Below are 20347 nucleotides of genomic sequence, written 5' to 3'. Positions count from 1 at the left end.
CGCCGACCCTAGCCCCGCCACACGTTCGGGTGAAGGTGGTCGGCCGCCCCCGCAAATCGAATGCGCGTGCTATAAGCTCGGGCGCGGCGTCGGGCATGCTGGAGGGTCCGGGATTGTTGTGAACCAGAAGAAAGCAACCGGCGCTGTCAGTGGCTCCCCCTAGTCTGAAAACGACGGGGGCCCCGCCCCTGTCACTTCTCTCAAGAAAGGTGCGGACCGGCGTGGCCGACCGTCTCATCGTCCGTGGAGCGCGCGAGCACAATCTCAAGAATGTCTCGCTCGACCTCCCGCGCGACTCGCTCATCGTCTTCACGGGCCTGTCGGGGTCGGGCAAGTCCTCGCTGGCCTTCGACACGATCTTCGCCGAGGGTCAGCGGCGTTACGTGGAGTCGCTCTCGTCGTACGCCCGGCAGTTCCTCGGCCAGATGGACAAGCCGGACGTGGACTTCATCGAGGGCCTCTCCCCGGCGGTCTCCATCGACCAGAAGTCGACCTCACGCAACCCGCGCTCGACGGTCGGCACCATCACCGAGGTCTACGACTACCTGCGCCTGCTCTTCGCGCGCATCGGCAAGCCGCACTGCCCCGAGTGCGGCCGCCCCATCACGCGGCAGTCGCCGCAGGCCATCGTCGACAGGGTCCTGGAGCTGCCCGAGGGGAGCCGCTTCCAGGTGCTCTCGCCGCTGGTGCGCGAGCGCAAGGGGGAGTTCGTCGACCTCTTCGCCGACCTTCAGACCAAGGGGTACAGCAGGGCGAGGGTCGACGGCGAGACGATCCAGCTCACCGAGCCGCCCACGCTGAAGAAGCAGGAGAAGCACACCATCGAGGTGGTCATCGACCGCCTCACGGTCAAGGACACCGCCAAGCGTCGCCTCACCGACTCCGTGGAGACCGCCCTCGGCCTCTCCGGCGGCATGGTCGTGCTCGACTTCGTCGACCTCCCGCAGGACGACCCCGAGCGCGAGCGCATGTACTCGGAGCACCTGTACTGCCCCTACGACGACCTCTCCTTCGAGGAGCTGGAGCCCCGCTCCTTCTCCTTCAACTCGCCCTTCGGCGCCTGCCCCGAGTGCACCGGCATCGGCACGCGCATGGAGGTCGACCCCGAGCTGATCGTCCCCGACGAGGACAAGTCGCTCGACGAGGGAGCCATCCACCCCTGGTCGCACGGACACACGAAGGACTACTTCGGGCGGCTCGTCGGAGCCCTCGCCGACGCGTTGGGATTCCGGACCGACATCCCCTTCGCCGGCCTCCCGCAGCGCGCCAGGAAGGCCCTGCTCTACGGCCACAAGACGCAGATCGAAGTGCGGTACCGCAACCGGTACGGGCGCGAGCGCGTCTACACCACGCCCTTCGAAGGAGCCGTCCCCTTCATCAAGCGGCGGCACAGCGAGGCCGAGAGCGACGCCAGCCGTGAGCGCTTCGAGGGCTACATGCGCGAGGTGCCCTGTCCCACCTGTGAGGGCACGCGCCTCAAGCCCCTCATCCTCGCGGTCACCGTCATGGAGAAGTCGATCGCCGAGGTCTCCGCGATGTCGATCAGCGACTGCGCGGACTTCCTGGGCGAGCTGAAGCTCGACGCCCGCGACAAGAAGATCGCCGAACGGGTCCTGAAGGAGGTCAACGAACGGCTGCGCTTCCTGGTCGACGTGGGCCTCGACTACCTCTCGCTCAACCGCGCGGCCGGCACCCTCTCCGGCGGTGAGGCCCAGCGCATCCGCCTGGCCACCCAGATCGGCTCCGGGCTCGTCGGCGTCCTGTACGTCCTCGACGAGCCCTCCATCGGTCTGCACCAGCGCGACAACCACCGCCTGATCGAGACCCTCGTCCGGCTGCGCGACATGGGCAACACGCTCATCGTCGTCGAGCACGACGAGGACACCATCAAGGTCGCCGACTGGGTCGTCGACATCGGCCCCGGCGCGGGCGAACACGGCGGCAAGGTCGTGCACAGCGGCCCCTTGAAGGAGCTGCTCGCCAACACCGAGTCGATGACCGGCCAGTACCTGTCGGGCAAGAGGCAGATCCCGCTCCCCGACATCCGCCGCCCCGCGGACCCCGGCCGCAGCCTCACGGTGCACGGCGCCCGCGAGAACAACCTGCAGGACATCGACGTGTCCTTCCCCCTGGGCGTGCTCACGGCCGTCACGGGTGTCTCGGGTTCCGGCAAGTCCACGCTGGTGAACGACATCCTGTACACGCACCTGGCGCGCGAGCTCAACGGCGCCCGGAACGTTCCCGGGCGGCACACCCGCGTCGAGGGCGACGACCTCGTCGACAAGGTCGTGCACGTCGACCAGTCGCCGATCGGCCGCACCCCCCGCTCGAACCCGGCGACCTACACCGGAGTCTTCGACCACGTCCGCAGGCTGTTCGCCGAGACGACCGAGGCGAAGGTGCGGGGCTATCTGCCCGGCCGCTTCTCCTTCAACGTCAAGGGCGGCCGCTGCGAGAACTGCTCGGGCGACGGCACGATCAAGATCGAGATGAACTTCCTGCCGGACGTGTACGTCCCCTGCGAGGTCTGTCACGGGGCGCGGTACAACCGGGAGACCCTGGAGGTCCACTACAAGGGCAAGTCCATCTCCGAGGTCCTGGACATGCCGATCGAGGAGGCCCTCGACTTCTTCGAGGCCGTCCCCGCCATCAACCGCCACCTCAGGACGCTCAACGACGTCGGTCTCGGCTACGTCCGGCTCGGCCAGTCCGCGCCGACGCTGTCCGGCGGCGAGGCCCAGCGCGTCAAGCTCGCGAGCGAGCTGCAGAAGCGCTCCACGGGACGCACGGTGTACGTGCTGGACGAGCCGACCACCGGTCTGCACTTCGAGGACATCAGCAAGCTCATCACGGTGCTGTCCGGCCTGGTCGACAAGGGCAACACCGTCATCGTGATCGAGCACAACCTCGATGTCATCAAGACCGCCGACTGGGTCGTCGACATGGGCCCCGAGGGGGGCAACGGCGGCGGTCTCGTCGTCGCCGAGGGCACGCCCGAGGAGGTCGCCGGGGTCCCGACCAGCCACACGGGCAAGTTCCTCCGCGAGATCCTGGGCGCCGACCGGATCAGTGACGGCGCCGTCGTGAAGGCCCCCCGTAAGACGGCGGCCAAGAAGGCCGTGGCGGCCAGGACGGCGGCCCGGAAGACGACGACCACGAAGGCCGTCAACAACACGGCCACGAAGAAGGCGGCCGCGGCCACGAAGGACACGGCCACGAAGAACACGGCGGCCAAGAAGGCGACACCCGCGAAGAAGACCACGCGGGCGCGCAAGGCCTGACACGGCGGCAGGGACCGGGCCCCGCGGGAACTCCCCGCGGGGCCCGTGCACTTGACCGCCGCCCGTCGCCCGCCCGGTCGGCCCCGTTCAGAGGCCGGTTCCGGAAGGGACCTGGAGATCTCAGGGGGCGTCGAGTTCCGCGGCGTACGGCGGTTGCGCGCCCGCGCGTGAGCAGGTGATCGCCGCCGCGCGGGCCGCGAACCGCAGCAGCGCGGTCCAGTCCTCGGCGTCCAGGTCCGCCAGGGCGGCGGGAGAGAGCGCGTCCCGCGCGGCCAGGCCGTGCAGCAGGGCCGCGTTCACCGTGTCACCGGCGCCGATGGTGTCCACCACCTCGACCGGTTCACCGGGCACGGAATGGGCCGCGCCGTCCTGGGTGAACACCGTCAGGCCGTCGCCGCCCCGGGTGATCACGACGGCCGCGGGACCGGACGCCAGCCACTCCCGCGGGGTGCCGCCCAGCCACCGCGCGTCCTCCTCGGAGAGCTTGAGAAGCGAAACCGAAGGAAGCCAGCTCTTGAAACGGGCACGGTACGCGTCCGCGTCGGCGATCAGACCCGCCCGGACGTTCGGGTCGAGCGCGGTGAACACACCCCGCGCGGCAGCGGTCCGCAGCAGCTCCTCGTAGGCACTCGCGCCAGGTTCCAGGACCAGGGAGACGGTGCCGAAGGACACCGCCCGCACCGCGTCGGGAAGCCGGTCCGGTGCGGTGAACAGACGGTCCGCAGTGCCCTCCACGTAGAAGGAGTACGCGGCCGAACCGTCCGGGTCGACGGTGGCGACCGCCAGCGTCGTCGGCTCCGCGCCGCGCTGCACGGAGGACACGTCGACGCCCGCCTCGCGCAGCCCGCCCAGCAGTGCCTCGCCGAAGGCGTCGTTCGAGACACGGGAGCAGAAGACGGTGGGGGAGCCGAGGCGGCCCAGTGCCACCGCGGTGTTGTAGGGACCACCGCCTCGCGCGGGCCGCAGGTGCACGAGCGCGCCCGCGCCCTGCGGCACCAGGTCGATCAGGGCCTCACCGGCGACGACGATCACGACAGGGATCCTTTCGCGTGGTTCTCGGGAATCTCGGGGCGGACGGTCTCGGCGCAGCCGCACGAGCCGCGGTGGACGAAGACGCACGGGAGCCGGACCGTCCGGCCGGGCAGCTCCGGCGCGGCCAGCCGTTCCAGGAGCAGCCGGACGGCCTGCTCCCCGATCTCCTTGCCGGGCTGGGAGATCACGGTCAGCCGGGGTGTGAACAGGTCCGCCCAGGCGAAGTCGTCGAAGCAGCACAGCGCCAGGTCGTCCGGTACGGACAGGCCGCGCTCGCGCAGGGCGCGCAGCGCGCCGATGGTCATCGCGTTGTTCCCGGTGACGAGAGCGGTGGGCGGCGCGCCGAGGGAGAGCAGGGCTCCGGTGGCGCGCTCGGCCGCCTCCGTCACGGAGTCGCCGTGCACCACGAGCCGTTCGTCGTACGGGAGCCCGGCCCCCGCGAGGCCGTGACGGTAGCCGGAGATCCGCTCGGTGGTGGTGCTCAGGCCCGGCAGCCCGGCGACGAGTCCGATGCGCCGGTGGCCGCGCTCGGCGAGATGGGCGACCAGCCGCGCCATGGGGGCGGCGTTCTCGGTGCAGACCTGGTCGAAGGCGAAGGAGTGGCCGGCCGGGGCCTCGACCAGGCGGTCCAGGAAGACGGTCGGGACCCGGTGCCGGCCGAGATAACGCAGCAGCGCGTCGGGGTCCGCCGAGGGCGCGACGATCAGTCCGTCGACGCGCCGCTCGTGGAGCAGCTGGACGACCTTCCGCTCGTGCCGGGGGTCGTCGTGCGGGTCGGCGAGGAGCAGGCCGTAGCCCTGTTCCAGGGCGCCGGCCTCGACACCTTGGAGGATGTCCGTGAAGTACGGATTGCTGATCGCCGACACCGCGAGGCCGATGGAGCGGGTGCGCGAGGTGACCAGCGAACGCGCCAGGGCGTTGGGGGTGTAGCCGAGCGCGTCGATGGCGTCGAGGACGGCCTGACGTGTGTGGGGCAGCACAGGGCGCGTGTCGTTGAGGACATGGGAGACGGTCGCCACGGACACTCCGGCGTGCGCCGCCACGTCGACCATCGTCGCCATCGCCCAGCCCTTCTCCGCCGTGGCCCTTTCCGGGCGGGAACCTATCGCACGCGGCGGCCTGCGTAAACGCTTGCGCAAACGTTTACGTCCTCGGGAGCGCCTCAGGAGTTCCCGTCTCCCGCCCCGCTCGGGAGCGAGCGGGCCGTACCGGTATCGTCGAGTCGCATCCAGCCCCGACCAGTGGAGACGCCATGCCCGGCCGCCGTACCGTCCTGCGAGGAGCGGCGCTCGCCCCCGTCGCCGGGATCGCTCTCACCGCCTGCTCCGGCGGCAGTGGCGGCGGGTCGCCGGCGACGCCGACCGCGCCCGTCGACCTGGGCGCCGAGAGCGAGATCGCCGAGGGCGGCGCCAAGCTGTACCGGGACCGGAACGTCGTGGTCAGCCGCGCCGGGAACGGCGCCCTCAAGGCCTTCAGCACGATCTGCACGCACGCCGGGTGCGCCATCGACAAGCTGCAGGGAACGACGCTCGTCTGCCCGTGTCACGGAAGCGAGTTCGACGCGGCGACGGGCAAGGTGCTGCGGGCCCCGGCCACCGCGCCGCTGAAGGAACTGCCCGTGGAGGCGAAGGGCGGGAAGATCGTCGCGGGTCCCGGCGCCTGATCACCCCGGACGCGGGGACCGGACCCCTACCGGTCCCACCGGATCACTCCCAGTCCCAGCCGATCCCCACGATGCCCGACCGCACCCGCGGCTCGACGAGGTGCACCGAGCGGTGGTGCCCGCTCAGCGGCAGCTCCTGGCGGCCACTGCGCGGTGCCGCGGCCGAGTGCTGGGTGAAGCGGTGGCACCGCACCGGCAGCGCCTCCCCGTCGAACCCCACCTGGAGGGCGTACTGCCCGCCCGCGAAGCTGAACCCGCGCACGTACTCGCTGGACGCGCCCGCCGTGCCGTCCTCGAAGGCGTAGCGGAAGAGGAACGTGTCGCCCGCGCGAAGCCGTGTGTCGAAGAGCAGCTCGGCCACCAGCACCCCGGTGTCACGGTGCCATCGCACCCGGCCCGTACGGCAGTTCTCCAGGGCGTGGACCCCCGTACGGTCAGGAGCACAGCCCGGATCGCCATGATGGATGGCCACATAGCGGTCCACCCCGTCTCTGTGGGCGCGGACTATGTGCTGCGACTCGCGCCCCAGGAGCTCGCGGTGTGCGCCGATCCGTACGCGCTCGTGGTGGCCGATCGTGTGCAGTCCGCCGTCGAGCGTCGACTCCAGCTCGGCCAGCAGCTCCTCCAGGACGCCGGAGGCCTCCACCAGGGAGCGGTACGAGCGGCCCCCGGGGCGCTGTGGCTCGGAGCGTTCGTCGGCCCTGGTGAGAAGCCGGATCAGGGACTCGTCGGGGAGCTGGAGGATCTCCTCCAGGGCGCGTACGGCCCGTAGCGACTCGGGGCGCTGCGGGCGCCGCGCACCCTGCTGCCAGTAGCTCAGGCTGGTCACCCCGACCTTCACCCCGTACCGCGACAGATGGTGCTGGACGCGCTGCAGGGGCAGGCCGCGTGCGGTGATCGCGGCGCGCAGCGCGATATGGAAGGGGCCGCCCGCGAGGGCCGTCTCCAGTTCCGCCGTGGCGACGTCCGCGTGCTGTGTGCCGTACCGCATGCAGGGGCCTTTCTGTGGAGTTCACAACGGCTGGTCAGACCGTCGCGCGAGGGTTCCCGGGGACGCCCGGCCGGCGCGCGGTTCCGGTTCACACGCGCCTGTCGCCGTCCACGCCCCCGAGTTCCCCCGCATTGAAGCGTGTTGACCAAGTCCCGACAACACCTGATGCCCAACACGGTCGGCCCCGTGGCGCGGATGCGTTCGTCCGTCGCGCCCGCCCGTCCCGCCGACAGGGCCGGAGAGGCCGGGGGCTCCCCGGGCGCACGCCCGGCCGGAGCCGACTTCGGCGGGAACGCGCGGGCCGGGCCGGTCATGAGCGGCACCGGATGGTCGGGAGCGCGTCACGCTGGTGGTCCGGCGTCCCGGGGATACCGGGTCCGGGGCACCGTCCGGCTCCCGGGACCGGTCCCGGGCCACCGGCCCGCCCCGGCCTCGCCGTCGCGTCCCGGCGTTCCAGGCGTCCTGGGCGTCCCGGGCCTCGCAGTCCCGTCCTCGGTGTCCTCGGTGTCCTCGGTGTCCCCGGCGTCCCCGGTGTCCTCGGTGTCCTCGGTGTCCCCGGCGTCCCGCCAGGGCCCCGGACACCGCCGGACTCGTCCACGGGCGCGCCGGGAGGCCGTCACGGTGTCAGCCCGCGCCAGTAGGGTGTGTGACATGGCCGACCCCTCCAGCTACCGCCCCAAGCCGGGACAGATCCCGGACTCTCCAGGGGTGTACAAATTCCGCGACGAGCACCGCCGGGTGATCTACGTCGGGAAGGCGAAGAGCCTGCGCCAGCGCCTGGCCAGTTACTTCCAGGACCTGACGAACCTCCACCCCCGCACCCGCACCATGGTCACCACGGCGTCGTCCGTGGAGTGGACGGTGGTGTCCACGGAGGTCGAGGCGCTCCAGCTGGAATACTCCTGGATCAAGGAGTTCGACCCCCGGTTCAACGTCAAGTACCGCGACGACAAGAGCTACCCGTACCTCGCGGTGACCATGAACGAGGAGTTCCCGCGCGTCCAGGTGATGCGCGGCCACAAGCGCAAGGGCGTGCGCTACTTCGGGCCGTACGGGCACGCGTGGGCGATCCGCGACACCGTGGACCTGCTGCTGCGCGTCTTCCCCGTCCGCACCTGCTCGGCCGGCGTGTTCAAGAACGCCGCCCGCACCGGCCGCCCCTGCCTCCTCGGGTACATCGGCAAGTGCTCCGCCCCCTGCGTCGGGCGCGTCACCGCCGAGGAGCACCGTGAACTGGCCGAGGAGTTCAGCGACTTCATGGCCGGCCGCACGGGGACGTACATCCGCCGCCTGGAGAAGCGGATGACGGACGCGGCCGAGGAGATGGAGTACGAGCGGGCGGCCCGCCTGCGCGACGACATCGAGGCCCTGAAGAAGGCCATGGAGAAGAACGCGGTCGTCCTCGCCGACGCGACCGACGCCGACCTGATGGCCGTCGCCGAGGACGAGCTGGAAGCCGCCGTGCAGATCTTCCACGTACGCGGCGGCCGGGTGCGCGGACAGCGCGGCTGGGTCACCGACAAGGTCGAGGCCGTCACCACCGGTGACCTGGTCGAACACGCGCTCCAGCAGCTCTACGGGGAGGAGACGGGCGACTCCGTCCCCAAGGAGGTGCTCGTCCCGGCGCTGCCGGAACTCGTGGAGCCCGTCCAGGAGTGGCTGGCCGCGCGCCGCGGCTCGAACGTGTCCCTGCGCATCCCGCAGCGCGGCGACAAGAAGGCGCTCATGGAGACCGTGCAGCGCAACGCGCTCCAGGCGCTCGCCCTGCACAAGACCAAGCGCGCCTCCGACCTCACCACCCGCTCCCGGGCCCTGGAGGAGATCGCCGAGGCCCTCGCCCTGGACAGCGCCCCGCTCCGGATCGAGTGCTACGACATCTCGCACCTCCAGGGCGACGACGTGGTGGCGTCGATGGTGGTCTTCGAGGACGGACTGCAGCGCAAGGGCGAGTACCGCCGCTTCCAGATCAAGGGCTTCGCCGGCCAGGACGACGTCCGGTCCATGCACGAGGTGATCACCCGCCGCTTCCGGCGCTACCTCTCCGAGAAGGAGCGGACCGGCGAATGGACGGACGGCGAGGCCGAGGGGACGAGCGACGGGGAGAACGCCTTCACCGAGGACGACGGCCGCCCCAAGCGCTTCGCCTACCCCCCGCAGCTGGTCGTCGTCGACGGCGGCCGGCCGCAGGTCGCGGCCGCCCAGAAGGCCCTGGACGAACTGGGTATCGACGACATCGCCGTCTGCGGCCTGGCCAAGCGGCTGGAGGAGGTCTGGCTGCCGGACGAGGACGACCCGGTGGTCCTGCCGCGCACCAGCGAGGGCCTGTACCTGCTCCAGCGTGTCCGTGACGAGGCCCACCGCTTCGCCATCACCTACCAGCGCGCCAAACGGGCCAAGCGCTTCAAAGCGAGCCCGCTGGACGAGGTGCCCGGTCTCGGCGAGACACGCAAACAGGCGCTGATCAAGCATTTCGGTTCCGTGAAAAAGCTGCGATCCGCGACAATCGACCAGATCTGCGAAGTTCCCGGCATAGGCCGCAAGACGGCCGAGGCGATCGCCGTGGCCCTCGCCCAGGCGGCTCCGGCCGCACCCGCCGTGAACACGGCGACTGGAGAGATCATGGAAGACGAGGAGCCCGGGACGACACCGGACTCCCCGGAGGAGCCCGTGACCGCGGGCGCCTCGTACGAGCGACGGGGGCAGGAGACATGAGCGACAGCGAACGACAGGACCGACAAGAGGACGCCCCGCAGGGCGCCGAAGCGACAGAGGGAACGCAGGAAGACACGACGATGGAGACGGCCGTGGCACCCGACGCCGCCATCCCCGAACTGGTGATCATCTCCGGGATGTCCGGAGCGGGCCGGTCGACGGCCGCCAAGTGCCTGGAGGACCTCGGCTGGTTCGTCGTGGACAACCTGCCGCCCGCGCTGATCCCCACCATGGTGGAGCTCGGTGCCCGCTCCCAGGGCAACGTGGCCCGGATCGCGGTCGTCGTCGACGTACGCGGCCGCCGCTTCTTCGACAACCTCCGTGAGTCCCTCGCCGACCTGGAGTCGAAGAACGTCACCCGGCGGATCGTCTTCCTGGAATCCTCCGACGAGGTCCTGGTACGCCGCTTCGAGTCCGTGCGCCGCCCGCACCCCCTCCAGGGCGACGGCCGCATCGTCGACGGCATCGACGCCGAACGCGAGCTGCTGCGCGAGCTGCGCGGCGACGCGGACCTGGTCATCGACACCTCCAGCCTGAACGTGCACGAGCTGCGCGCCAAGATGGACGCCCAGTTCGCGGGCGAGGAGGAGCCCGAGCTGCGGGCCACCGTGATGTCCTTCGGCTTCAAGTACGGCCTTCCCGTGGACGCCGACCTGGTCGTGGACATGCGTTTCCTGCCGAACCCCCACTGGGTCCCGGAGCTGCGCCCCTACACCGGCCTCAACGAGGAGGTCGCGGCCTACGTCTTCAACCAGCCCGGCGCCAAGGAGTTCCTCGACCGCTACGCCGAGCTGCTCCAGCTGATCGCCGCCGGCTACCGCCGCGAGGGCAAGCGCTACGTGACCATCGCGGTCGGCTGCACCGGCGGCAAGCACCGCTCCGTCGCCACCTCCGAGAAGCTCGCCGCCCGCCTCGCCTCCCAGGGCGTGGAGACCGTGGTCGTCCACCGGGACATGGGCCGGGAATGACGGGACGTGCCGCACTGCGGCTCAGCAGACTGCGGAGGATCACCGCGGAGGAACAGGGCGGCAGACCCGCCGAGGCACGCGGCGCGAAGCCGCGCCGCCGCGGCGCCCAGCCCAAGGTCGTCGCCCTGGGCGGCGGCATGGGCCTGTCCGCCTCGCTCGCCGCGCTGCGCCGCATCACCGGGGACCTCACCGCCGTCGTCACCGTGGCCGACGACGGCGGCTCCAGCGGCCGCCTGCGCGACGAACTGGGCGTGCTGCCCCCCGGCGACCTGCGCAAGGCCCTGGCGGCGCTGTGCGGCGACGACGACTGGGGCCAGACCTGGGCCCGCGTCATCCAGCACCGTTTCCAGTCCAAGGGCGACCTGCACGAGCACGCGGTCGGCAATCTGCTGATCGTCGCCCTGTGGGAACAGCTCGGCGACCACGTCCAGGCCCTGGACCTGGTCGGCAGGCTGCTGGGCGCGCACGGCCGGGTGCTGCCCATGTCCGCCGTGCCCCTGGAGCTGCAGGCCCTGGTCAAGGGGCACCGGCCGGAGCGGCCCGACGATGTGGAGACGGTCCGCGGGCAGGCCACCGTGGCACTCACCCCCGGTGAGGTGCAGTCCGTGCACGTCGTGCCGCACGACCCGCCCGCCGTCCCTGAGGCCGTGGCGGCCGTCCTCGACGCGGACTGGGTGGTGCTCGGCCCCGGCTCCTGGTTCTCCTCGGTGATTCCGCACCTTCTCGTCCCCGAGCTGCTGGACGCCCTCACGCAGACGAAGGCCCGCCGGGTACTCTCCCTGAACCTCGCCCCGCAGCCCGGAGAAACCGAGGGCTTCTCTCCGCAGCGTCATTTGGAGGTTTTGGGACGACACGCCCCTAAACTCGCCCTGGACGTGGTGCTGGCCGACGAGGCCGCCGTGCCCGACCGCGACTCACTGACCGACGCTGCCAAGCGGTTCGGCGCCGCGGTCGAGCTGGCGCCGGTGGCCCGGACCGACGGATCTCCGCGGCACGACCCGGAGCTGTTGGCCGCCGCGTACGACCGTATTTTTCGGATGCATGGAAGGATCGGCCCATGGCGATGACGGCAGCGGTGAAGGATGAGATCTCCCGGCTTCCCGTCACCCGGACCTGCTGCAGAAAGGCGGAGGTCTCCGCCATTCTGCGGTTCGCGGGCGGCCTTCACCTGGTGAGCGGCCGGATCGTGATCGAGGCGGAGCTCGACACCGCGATGGCGGCACGTCGCCTGAAGCGGGACATCTTGGAGATCTTCGGCCACAGTTCCGAACTGATCGTGATGGCGCCCGGCGGGCTGCGCCGCGGCTCCCGCTATGTCGTGCGCGTCGTGGCGGGCGGCGACCAGCTGGCCCGCCAGACAGGGCTCGTGGACGGCCGTGGACGCCCGATCAGGGGCCTTCCGCCGCAGGTGGTCTCGGGGGCCACCTGCGACGCCGAGGCGGCCTGGCGGGGAGCCTTCCTCGCGCACGGCTCGCTGACCGAGCCCGGCCGCTCCTCCTCGCTGGAGGTGACCTGCCCGGGCCCGGAGGCCGCGCTCGCACTGGTCGGCGCCGCCCGCAGGCTGTCGATCGCGGCGAAGGCCCGCGAGGTGCGCGGCGTGGACCGGGTGGTCGTACGGGACGGCGACGCGATCGGCGCGCTGCTGACCCGCCTCGGCGCCCATGAGTCCGTGCTCGCCTGGGAGGAGCGGCGGATGCGCCGCGAGGTCAGGGCCACGGCCAACCGGCTCGCCAACTTCGACGACGCCAACCTGCGCCGCTCCGCCCGTGCGGCCGTCGCCGCCGGGGCACGCGTGCAACGCGCCCTGGAGATTCTCGCCGACGAGGTGCCGGAACACCTCGCCGCGGCCGGACGGCTGCGCATGGAGCACAAGCAGGCCTCCCTGGAGGAGCTGGGCGCGCTCGCCGACCCGCCGCTGACCAAGGACGCCGTCGCCGGCCGCATCCGACGGCTGCTGGCCATGGCCGACAAGCGGGCTCAGGACCTGGGGATCCCGAGTACGGAGTCCAACCTCACCGAGGAAATGGCGGACAACCTCGCGGGCTGACCGGCCCGATGAACCTCCAGAAGCCCAACACGCCGGTGCCGATGCCCACTTGGGTCATCGGCACCGGCGTTTACTTGTCCGTGAGGCGCTCTTGACTTGACCATGAAGTGTCATGAGCCTGGCATCTGTTCGCCACTGTGGCGGACACATGCAAGGGGGGCTCATGAGACGAAGAGCGAGAGCGATCCTCGCTGCGGGCGCACTCCTGCTGGGCGGTGCCGGTATGGCGCCCATCGCCCAGGCGCAGAGCGGGAGTTCGCCCGAACCCGACGCGAACGCCGTGAAGGTGTTCCACGCGGAGGTCACGAAGCAGCAGATACCCCTGCTGCTCGCGGCCGGGCAGGACGGCCACGAACTCGGCGACCGGGCCGCGAAGAACGGCAAGAGCGCGGTCGAGGTCTACCTGACCGACAAGCAGGCCCGGAAGCTGGAGAAGCAGGGCGTCGGGCTCACCGAGCACACACTTTCGGCCAGGACCGAGGCGCGCGTCGAGGGCGCGGCTCAAGGCGTGTTCCGGCCGTACAGCGGAAAGGGCAATCTCCAGGAGGAGATCGTCAGGACCGGCGCGGCCCATCCCGACCTCACCAAGGTCGTCTCCATCGGCAAGACCCTCAAGGGCCAGGACATCCTCGCGCTGAAGCTGACCAAGGGCGCGAAGAAGACGAAGGACGGCTCCAAGCCGTCCGTGCTGTACATGTCCAACCAGCACGCACGTGAGTGGATCACGCCCGAGATGACCCGGCGCCTGATGCACTACTACCTGGACAACTACTCCACGGACAAGCGCATCAAGAAGATCGTGGACTCGACCGAACTGTGGTTCGTGCTGTCGGCCAACCCGGACGGCTACGACTACACGTTCCAGGGCGAGGACGAGCGCCAGTGGCGCAAGAACCTGCGGGACGTGAACGGCGACGGTGTCGTCTCCACCGGCGACGGCGTCGACCTCAACCGCAACTTCGCCTACAAGTGGGGCTACGACGACGAGGGTTCGTCCCCGAACCCCACCAGCGAGACCTACCGCGGCGCGAGCCCCGGCTCCGAGCCCGAGACCCAGGCCCTCGACGCCTTCGAGAAGCGCGTCGACTTCACGTACGGCATCAACTACCACTCGGCCGCCGAACTGCTGCTCTACGGAGTGGGCTGGCAGGTGGCGACGCCGACCCCGGACGACGTGCTCTACAAGTCGCTCGCCGGAACCCCGGAGAACTCGGCGATCCCCGGCTACCACCCGCAGGTCTCCTCGGAGCTCTACACCACCAACGGTGAGGCGGACGGCCACGCGGGCAACGTCAACGGCATGGCGATGTTCACCCCCGAGATGTCGACCTGCCAGACCGCGTCGAACCTCGACCCGAACGACGCCTGGAACGCGGCGGACTGCGCCTCGGTCTTCACCTTCCCGGACGACGAGAAGCTGATAGAGCAGGAGTTCGAGAAGAACGTCCCGTTCGCGCTCTCCGTCGCCGAGACCGCCGCCCACCCCGACCAGCCCTCCTCCTCGGTCGGCCTCGACGCGCCCGACTTCACCCCCGCCGCCTTCACCACGTCGTACTCCCGTGGAGCGGACCAGGAGGTCTCCGTCGTCGTCCGCAAGTCCGTACGCGACAAGGAGCTCAAGTACCGGGTCAACGGCGGCCGGACGCTGGACATGGCACTCAAGCCCTGGCACGGCGGCGAGACCTACGGCGGCAAGGACAACCTCTACTTCGACGAGTACCGCGCCAAGGTCAAGGACGGCGACCGGGGCGACAAGGTCGAGGTCTGGTTCACCGGTGAGACCAGGAGCGGCAAGAAGACCTCCAGCACACACTTCACCTACACCGTGGCCGAACGCCCCGTGGCCGACACCCTCGTCGTCGCCGAGGAGGGCGCGGCCGCCACGCAGTCCCAGGCGTACGTCGACGCCCTGAAGGCCAACGGGAAGAAGCCCCTCGTCTGGGACGTGGCCACCCTCGGCGCGCCCGACGCGCTCGGCGTGCTCGACCACTTCAAAACGGTCGTCCACTACACCGGAGCCGCACGACCCGCGAACGCCACCCAGCTCCAGCTGCGCGCCTTCCTCAACGAGGGCGGGAAACTGGTCGAGGCGGGCGAGCAGGCCGGCGGCAACGTCGACCTCGGCGGAGGCAACCTCTCCAACGACTTCAGCCAGTACTACCTCGGCGCCTACTCCCGTACGTCCACCCCGGGCGCCAACGGCTTCACCGGCTCCGGCAGGCTCACCGGCTTCACGGGAGCGCTCGGGGACGCGCCCGGCAACCCGCTGAACGCCGCGGGCACTTACGGCGTCACCTCGGACACGCTGTCCGCCGCCCAGTACCCGCAGTTCGCGTCCAGCGCGGGCGCCGGCCAGTTCGCGGGCACCGTCAACCCCTACGGGCCCTACGCCGGCTCGTCGATGGCCGCCGCCGTGCACACCGACGACGCCTACAAACGCCTCACCCGCACTATCGACCTCACCGGCGTCAGCGCCGCCGACAAGCCGGCGCTGCGCACCCAACTCCTGTGGGACACCGAGCCCGGCTACGACCACGCTGTCGTCGAGATCCACACCACCGGAGCCGACGACTGGACGACGCTGCCCGAGACGGGCGGCGCCACCAGCAGCGAGGCACCCGCGGAGTGCGAGGCCGGATTCCTGGTCCACGAGCATCCCTGGCTCAAGCACTACCTGACCGTCAACGCGTCCGGCTGCGCCAACACCGGCACCAGCGGGGCCTGGAACAGCTTCACCGGCGCCTCCAGCGGCTGGCAGCAGGTCGCCTTCGACCTGAGCGCGTACGCCGGGAAGTCGGTGGAGGTGTCCCTGAGCTACATCACCGACCCGAGCTCCGGCGGCCACGGTGTCCTCGCGGACGACACCTCCCTCGTCGTCGCCGGGGCGGCCACCGGGACGGAGGGCTTCGAGACCTCCCTCGGCCCCTGGAGCGTCGCCGGACCGCCCCCGGGCAGCCCGGCCGTCCTCAAGGACTGGGCGCGCTACGGAGAGCTGTTCAAGACGTACGGAGGGATCACCACCGGTGACACCGTGCTGCTGGGCTTCGGCCTGGAACACGTCGCCAAGGCGGCCGACCGCGCGGCCCTCATCGGGAAGGCGCTCACCGCTCTGAAGAGCTGATTCGCGGCGACTGCCTCGTCAACATCGAGGGTGTTCCGTACCCCTACTGGTGGGTACGGAACACCCTGCCGTGTATGGGGCATCTCAATGTCACTCCAGACGTCTCAGGGAGGTAGGGTTCTAGGCGGTCGGGGACATCCCATACAACTCGCCGGCACGTGAGCCGGCGTACCAACGAGGAGATCGGTTCGTGACGATCCGCGTAGGCATCAACGGCTTTGGCCGCATCGGTCGTAACTACTTCCGCGCGCTGCTGGAGCAGGGTGCTGACATCGAGATCGTGGCTGTCAACGACCTGGGTGACACCGCGACCACCGCTCACCTGCTCAAGTACGACACCATCCTGGGCCGCCTCAAGGCCGAGGTGTCGCACACCGCCGACACGATCACCGTCGACGGCCACACCATCAAGGTGCTCTCCGAGCGCAACCCCGCCGACATCCCGTGGGGCGAGCTCGGCGTCGACATCGTCATCGAGTCGACGGGCATCTTCACCAAGAAGGCCGACGCCGAGAAGCACATCGCCGGCGGCGCCAAGAAGGTCCTGATCTCGGCTCCGGCCAAGGACGAGGACATCACCATCGTGATGGGCGTCAACCAGGACAAGTACGACGCGTCGAAGCACAACATCATCTCCAACGCCTCCTGCACCACCAACTGTGTGGCGCCGATGGCCAAGGTGCTCGACGAGAACTTCGGCATCGTCAAGGGCCTGATGACGACGGTCCACGCGTACACGAACGACCAGCGCATCCTGGACTTCCCGCACTCGGACCTGCGCCGCGCCCGCGCCGCCGCCGAGAACATCATCCCGACCACGACCGGTGCCGCCAAGGCCACCGCCCTGGTCCTCCCGCAGCTCAAGGGCAAGCTCGACGGCATCGCGATGCGCGTCCCGGTCCCGACCGGCTCGGCCACCGACCTGGTCGTGACGCTGCAGCGCGAGGTCACCAAGGACGAGGTCAACGCCGCGTTCAAGAAGGCCTCCGAGGACGGCGACCTCAAGGGCTACCTGGCCTACACCGAGGACCCGATCGTCTCCTCGGACATCGTCGGCGACCCGGCCTCCTGCACCTTCGACTCCTCCCTGACCATGGTCCAGGAGGGCAACTCGGTGAAGATCCTCGGCTGGTACGACAACGAGTGGGGTTACTCCAACCGTCTCGTCGACCTCACGGTCTTCGTCGGCGGCCAGCTCTAAGTCCCGGAGCCAGGCACCTCGATGTGAGCACAGGGCTCGGGCAGCGCAAGGCCGCGCTGTCCGGGCCCTGTCTCGCGTACGGATCGATCAGCCCTCTCGGATCTCAAGAGCCTTCCTAGGAGTCCCTTCATGAAGACGATCGACGAACTCATCGCCGAAGGCGTGGACGGCAAGCGGGTCTTCGTCCGCGCCGACCTGAACGTGCCGCTGGCCGACGGCCTCATCACGGACGACGGCCGCATCCGCGCCGTCCTGCCCACCGTCAAGGCGCTGGCGGAAGCGGGCGCCAAGGTGATCGTCGCCTCCCACCTGGGCCGGCCCAAGGGGGCCCCGGACCCCGCCTTCTCCCTGCTGCAGCCCGCCGAGCGCCTTGCCGAACTCCTCGGCGCCCCGGTCGCGTTCGCCCAGGACACCGTGGGCCCCGCCGCCCACGACGCCGTGAAGGGTCTGGAGCCCGGTCAGGTCGCGGTCATCGAGAACCTGCGCTTCAACGCGGGCGAGACGTCCAAGGACGACACCGAGCGCGGCGAGTTCGCCGACCAGCTCGCGGCCCTGGCCGATGTCTACGTGGGCGACGGTTTCGGCGCCGTGCACCGCAAGCACGCCTCCGTGTACGACCTCCCGGCCCGCCTGCCGCACTACGCCGGTTACCTCATCGCCACCGAGGTCGGTGTCCTGAAGAAGCTCACCGAGGACGTCAAGCGCCCGTACGTCGTCGCCCTCGGCGGCTCCAAGGTCTCCGACAAGCTCGCCGTCATCGACGAACTGCTCGGCAAGGCCGACCGGCTGCTCATCGGCGGCGGCATGGCCTTCACCTTCCTCAAGGCGAAGGGCTACGAGATCGGCGCCTCCCTCGTCCAGGACGACCAGCTGCCCGCGGTCAAGGAGTACGTCGAGCGCGCCGAGAAGAACGGCGTCGAACTGGTCGTCCCGGTCGACGTCGTGACCGCGTCGCAGTTCCCGGACCTGAAGACCAAGGCCCCGTCCCACCCCACCACCGTCGCCGCGGACGCCATCCCGGCCGACGGGATGGGCCTCGACATCGGTCCCGAGACCGGTGCCCTCTACGCCTCGAAGCTCGCCGACGCGGCCACCGTCTTCTGGAACGGTCCGATGGGCGTCTTCGAGCACCCCGACTACGCCGAGGGCACCAAGGCGGTCGCCCAGGCCCTCCTCGACTCCCCGGCCTTCACGGTGGTCGGCGGTGGCGACTCCGCCGCGGCCGTCCGCACCCTGGGCTTCGACGAGACGGCATTCGGCCACATCTCGACCGGTGGCGGCGCCTCCCTCGAATACCTCGAGGGCAAGACGCTCCCCGGCCTCGCCGCACTGGAGGACTGACCTTTTATGAGCACGCGCACGCCGCTGATGGCGGGCAACTGGAAGATGAACCTCAACCACCTCGAGGCCATCGCGCACGTCCAGAAGCTCGCCTTCGCCCTGGCCGACAAGGACTACGACGCCTGTGAGGTCGCCGTCCTGCCGCCCTTCACCGACCTGCGCTCTGTGCAGACCCTGGTCGACGGCGACAAACTCAAGATCAAGTACGGCGCCCAGGACCTCTCGGCGCACGACTCCGGTGCCTTCACCGGCGAGATCTCGGGCCCCATGCTGGCCAAGCTGAAGTGCACCTACGTGGCGGTCGGTCACTCCGAGCGACGCCAGTACCACGCGGAGACCGACGAGATCGTCAACGCCAAGGTCAAGTCCGCGTTCAAGCACGGCCTGACCCCGATCCTCTGCGTCGGCGAGGAGCTGGCGGTCCGCGAGGCGGGGAACCACGTCTCCCACACGCTCGCGCAGGTCGACGGCGGTCTCAAGGACGTCCCGGCCGAGCAGGCCGAGTCGATCGTGATCGCGTACGAGCCGGTCTGGGCCATCGGAACCGGCAAGGTCTGCGGCGCCGGCGACGCCCAGGAGGTCTGCGCGGCGATCCGCAGCCGGCTGGCCGAGCTGTACTCCCAGGAGCTGGCCGACAAGGTCCGCATCCAGTACGGCGGCTCGGTGAAGTCCGGCAACGTCGCCGAGATCATGGCGAACCCCGACATCGACGGCGCGCTCGTCGGTGGGGCGTCCCTGGACGCCGACGAGTTCGTCAAGATCGTCCGTTTCCGCGACCAGTGAGTATGCGGTAGCGACGATCCGTCGTACCCTTGCGGGGGTCTGGTGACTGTCACCGGACCCCCGTCGTCCATCCAGTTCCGAGGAAGTTGGTCCAGCCGTGGTTTTGGGGTTCTCGATCGCCCTGATCGTCTTCAGCCTGCTGCTGATGCTGCTGGTGCTGATGCACAAGGGGAAGGGCGGCGGCCTCTCCGACATGTTCGGTGGCGGCATGCAGTCGTCCGTCGGCGGCTCCTCGGTCGCCGAGCGCAACCTCGACCGCATCACCGTGGTGCTCGGTCTGCTGTGGTTCGCGTGCATTGTCGTGCTCGGCATCCTGATGAAGGTCAACAACTGATCAACGGCTGACATCGGTACGACCGCACAAACGCACAGTACGCAAGCACGATCCACACGTAAGGCCCCATGTCCGGTACGCGCCAGCAGGCGCGGCCTATCATGGGGCTTGCGTCTAGGGGTGGGGTGTAACTCCAATCACTGGACGCGCGTTGGGCCTTACGTAGACTGAGGCGCTCGCAGCGAAGCGTCACGCCGACTCGCTTCGCGGCACCATCACGCAGGGAGTTACGACCGTGGCAAGTGGCAACGCGATCCGAGGAAGCCGGGTCGGGGCGGGGCCGATGGGCGAGGCCGAGCGTGGCGAGTCCGCGCCCCGGCTGCGCATCTCCTTCTGGTGCTCCAACGGGCACGAGACGGTGCCCAGCTTCGCCAGCGACGCGCAGGTTCCCGAGACCTGGGACTGCCCGCGCTGCGGCTTTCCCGCCGGACAGGACCGGGACAACCCGCCGGACCCGCCGCGCACCGAGCCGTACAAGACGCACCTGGCGTACGTACGGGAGCGGCGCAGCGACGCGGACGGCGAGGCGATTCTCGCCGAGGCGCTCGCCAAACTGCGGGGCGAGATCTAGGAGTTGCGAACCGGCCGGACACCGAGGGGTGTCTGGCCGGAGCTGTCTCGCACGACGTCCGCGTACGGAATCGGCGTGCCCGCCACCGGGCGCCCTCCGGTCGTACGCGTCCGAACGCGTGCCCATGCCTCCGGTGGTGGGGCGGTACGCCGACGCCGGCCACGCGAGGCGGGTCACGAACAGCGCGTGGTCGGTGGGGTGCCGTCCGTGACCGCACGGTGGGCGTGGGGCCCCTGGGGGCCGTGAGGGGGGCCGCGCGCCCGGCTCGGCACCGGGCGGCCGCCGACGTCGTGCGGCCGACG

At 70.2% G+C, this 20347-nt stretch carries 15 protein-coding genes; 12 read left to right on the top strand and 3 right to left on the bottom strand.

The genetic code is table 11. The features are described from left to right. Positions 1–221: 221 nt before the first annotated feature. Positions 222–3281 carry an excinuclease ABC subunit UvrA gene (gene uvrA, locus HEP85_RS10670; RefSeq protein ID WP_369657673.1) on the top strand — a complete coding sequence of 1020 codons (3060 nt, stop codon included), beginning with the start codon at positions 222–224 and terminating at the stop codon, positions 3279–3281. Between the two features lie 120 nt (positions 3282–3401). Here uvrA and HEP85_RS10665 read toward each other — a convergent pair whose 3' ends face one another. Both HEP85_RS10665 and HEP85_RS10660 read right to left on the bottom strand, forming a co-directional pair. After that, entirely contained in the window at positions 3402–4313 is a 912-nt protein-coding gene (locus HEP85_RS10665) for a carbohydrate kinase (protein WP_168527570.1), read from the bottom strand. After that, positions 4310–5374: a LacI family DNA-binding transcriptional regulator gene (locus HEP85_RS10660; RefSeq protein ID WP_168527569.1), complete on the bottom strand. Its 1065-nt coding sequence runs from the start codon at positions 5372–5374 to the stop codon at positions 4310–4312. The genes HEP85_RS10665 and HEP85_RS10660 overlap by 4 nt, the downstream gene beginning before the upstream one ends. A gap of 191 nt (positions 5375–5565) precedes the next feature. Here HEP85_RS10660 and HEP85_RS10655 point away from each other — a divergent pair, with 191 nt between their 5' ends. Then, a complete protein-coding gene (locus tag HEP85_RS10655; protein ID WP_168527568.1) occupies positions 5566–5976 on the top strand; it encodes a Rieske (2Fe-2S) protein in 411 nt (136 codons plus the stop codon). 43 nt (positions 5977–6019) lie between these two features. Here the strand turns inward: HEP85_RS10655 and HEP85_RS10650 are convergent, their stop codons facing one another. Then, positions 6020–6967, bottom strand: coding sequence for a hypothetical protein (locus HEP85_RS10650; RefSeq protein ID WP_168527567.1), 948 nt, complete (start codon positions 6965–6967; stop codon positions 6020–6022). A 651-nt stretch (positions 6968–7618) separates the two neighbouring features. Here HEP85_RS10650 and uvrC point away from each other — a divergent pair. From uvrC to HEP85_RS10600, 10 genes are all read left to right on the top strand, one after another. Next, a complete protein-coding gene (uvrC, locus tag HEP85_RS10645) occupies positions 7619–9679 on the top strand; it encodes an excinuclease ABC subunit UvrC (RefSeq protein ID WP_168527566.1) in 2061 nt (686 codons plus the stop codon). Further along, positions 9676–10647, top strand: a complete 972-nt coding sequence (gene rapZ, locus HEP85_RS10640; protein WP_168527565.1) for an RNase adapter RapZ — start codon at positions 9676–9678, stop codon at positions 10645–10647. The genes uvrC and rapZ overlap by 4 nt, the downstream gene beginning before the upstream one ends. Continuing rightward, the gene (gene yvcK, locus HEP85_RS10635) at positions 10644–11714 is read left to right on the top strand and encodes a uridine diphosphate-N-acetylglucosamine-binding protein YvcK (RefSeq protein WP_168527564.1); all 1071 of its coding nucleotides are present in this window, start codon (positions 10644–10646) and stop codon (positions 11712–11714) included. The genes rapZ and yvcK overlap by 4 nt, the downstream gene beginning before the upstream one ends. Beyond that, the gene (whiA, locus tag HEP85_RS10630) at positions 11705–12694 is read left to right on the top strand and encodes a DNA-binding protein WhiA (protein WP_168527563.1); all 990 of its coding nucleotides are present in this window, start codon (positions 11705–11707) and stop codon (positions 12692–12694) included. Before yvcK ends, whiA begins: the two co-directional genes overlap by 10 nt. A 163-nt stretch (positions 12695–12857) precedes the next feature. Then, the gene (locus HEP85_RS10625) at positions 12858–15815 is read left to right on the top strand and encodes a M14 family metallopeptidase (RefSeq protein ID WP_168527562.1); all 2958 of its coding nucleotides are present in this window, start codon (positions 12858–12860) and stop codon (positions 15813–15815) included. Between the two features lie 190 nt (positions 15816–16005). Then, positions 16006–17016, top strand: coding sequence for a type I glyceraldehyde-3-phosphate dehydrogenase (gene gap / locus HEP85_RS10620; protein ID WP_168527561.1), 1011 nt, complete (start codon positions 16006–16008; stop codon positions 17014–17016). A 129-nt stretch (positions 17017–17145) separates the two neighbouring features. Further along, positions 17146–18357 (top strand): phosphoglycerate kinase, encoded by a 1212-nt coding sequence (pgk, locus tag HEP85_RS10615; protein WP_168527560.1) that lies wholly within the window; start codon positions 17146–17148, stop codon positions 18355–18357. 6 nt (positions 18358–18363) lie between these two features. After that, positions 18364–19140: a triose-phosphate isomerase gene (tpiA, locus tag HEP85_RS10610; RefSeq protein WP_168527559.1), complete on the top strand. Its 777-nt coding sequence runs from the start codon at positions 18364–18366 to the stop codon at positions 19138–19140. Positions 19141–19243: 103 nt separating this feature from the next. Beyond that, the gene (secG, locus tag HEP85_RS10605) at positions 19244–19474 is read left to right on the top strand and encodes a preprotein translocase subunit SecG (protein WP_055529234.1); all 231 of its coding nucleotides are present in this window, start codon (positions 19244–19246) and stop codon (positions 19472–19474) included. A gap of 235 nt (positions 19475–19709) precedes the next feature. Further along, the gene (locus HEP85_RS10600) at positions 19710–20045 is read left to right on the top strand and encodes an RNA polymerase-binding protein RbpA (RefSeq protein WP_078615979.1); all 336 of its coding nucleotides are present in this window, start codon (positions 19710–19712) and stop codon (positions 20043–20045) included. The last annotated feature ends 302 nt before the right edge of the window (positions 20046–20347 follow it).

The organism is Streptomyces sp. RPA4-2, assembly GCF_012273515.2.
GTDB classification, from domain to species: domain Bacteria; phylum Actinomycetota; class Actinomycetes; order Streptomycetales; family Streptomycetaceae; genus Streptomyces; species Streptomyces kaempferi.
Note: the sequence above shows the minus strand (reverse complement) of the source record. Positions and strands in the feature narration are given on the sequence as shown.

Coding starts and splice junctions, on each gene's coding strand:
- yvcK (WP_168527564.1), top strand. CDS start 10,644: ATGACGGGACGTGCCGCACTGCGGCTCAGCAGACTGCGGAGGATCACC.
- uvrC (WP_168527566.1), top strand. CDS start 7,619: ATGGCCGACCCCTCCAGCTACCGCCCCAAGCCGGGACAGATCCCGGAC.
- HEP85_RS10660 (WP_168527569.1), bottom strand. CDS start 5,374: ATGGCGACGATGGTCGACGTGGCGGCGCACGCCGGAGTGTCCGTGGCG.
- HEP85_RS10625 (WP_168527562.1), top strand. CDS start 12,858: ATGAGACGAAGAGCGAGAGCGATCCTCGCTGCGGGCGCACTCCTGCTG.
- HEP85_RS10650 (WP_168527567.1), bottom strand. CDS start 6,967: ATGCGGTACGGCACACAGCACGCGGACGTCGCCACGGCGGAACTGGAG.
- tpiA (WP_168527559.1), top strand. CDS start 18,364: ATGAGCACGCGCACGCCGCTGATGGCGGGCAACTGGAAGATGAACCTC.
- HEP85_RS10655 (WP_168527568.1), top strand. CDS start 5,566: ATGCCCGGCCGCCGTACCGTCCTGCGAGGAGCGGCGCTCGCCCCCGTC.
- pgk (WP_168527560.1), top strand. CDS start 17,146: ATGAAGACGATCGACGAACTCATCGCCGAAGGCGTGGACGGCAAGCGG.
- whiA (WP_168527563.1), top strand. CDS start 11,705: ATGGCGATGACGGCAGCGGTGAAGGATGAGATCTCCCGGCTTCCCGTC.
- rapZ (WP_168527565.1), top strand. CDS start 9,676: ATGAGCGACAGCGAACGACAGGACCGACAAGAGGACGCCCCGCAGGGC.